Origin of the sequence: Macrococcus hajekii (assembly GCF_004359505.1) — a bacterium.
In the GTDB taxonomy this organism is placed as follows: Bacteria; Bacillota; Bacilli; order Staphylococcales; family Staphylococcaceae; genus Macrococcus; species Macrococcus hajekii.
The window spans coordinates 1-398 of sequence record NZ_SCWE01000034.1; the positions used below are offsets into that span (position 1 = coordinate 1).

The window sequence follows — 398 nt, forward strand, 5'->3', positions numbered from 1 at the left end:
ACATATAGCATGTTACATTTATTATGTTACATGCTATATGTTTATTAGTTAATTCAATTTCTTTTTGCGATAGAAGATTAAGCCAGTTACTGCTCCAATACCTGCTAGCAGATATGCCAGTGATTTGATCCAGCGTTGCTCAGTAGAGCCAGTGAATGGTAATGCCTTCTGAATAATTGTTTGTGGTTTTGTCTGTACTTTCTCCGGACTTTTCGTAGGTGTTTGTTCCTGAGTAACTACTTCTACAGGTGCTTCTGTTGTCGGTGCTTCTGTCGTTGGTGTTTCTGTTGTTGGTGCTTCTGTTGTCGGTGCTTCTGTTGTTGGTGCTTCTGTCGTTGGTGCTTCTGTCGTTGGTGCTTCTGTCGTTGGTGCTTCTGTCGTTGGTGCTTCTGTCGTTG

1 protein-coding gene is annotated in these 398 nt (G+C 42.2%); it reads right to left on the bottom strand.

Going from position 1 to position 398, the window contains the following annotated elements; all coding sequences use genetic code 11:
* Window positions 1–48: 48 nt before the first annotated feature.
* On the bottom strand, window positions 49–398 hold a 350-nt coding region (locus tag ERX37_RS11245; RefSeq protein ID WP_208001695.1), incomplete at its 5' end, for a hypothetical protein.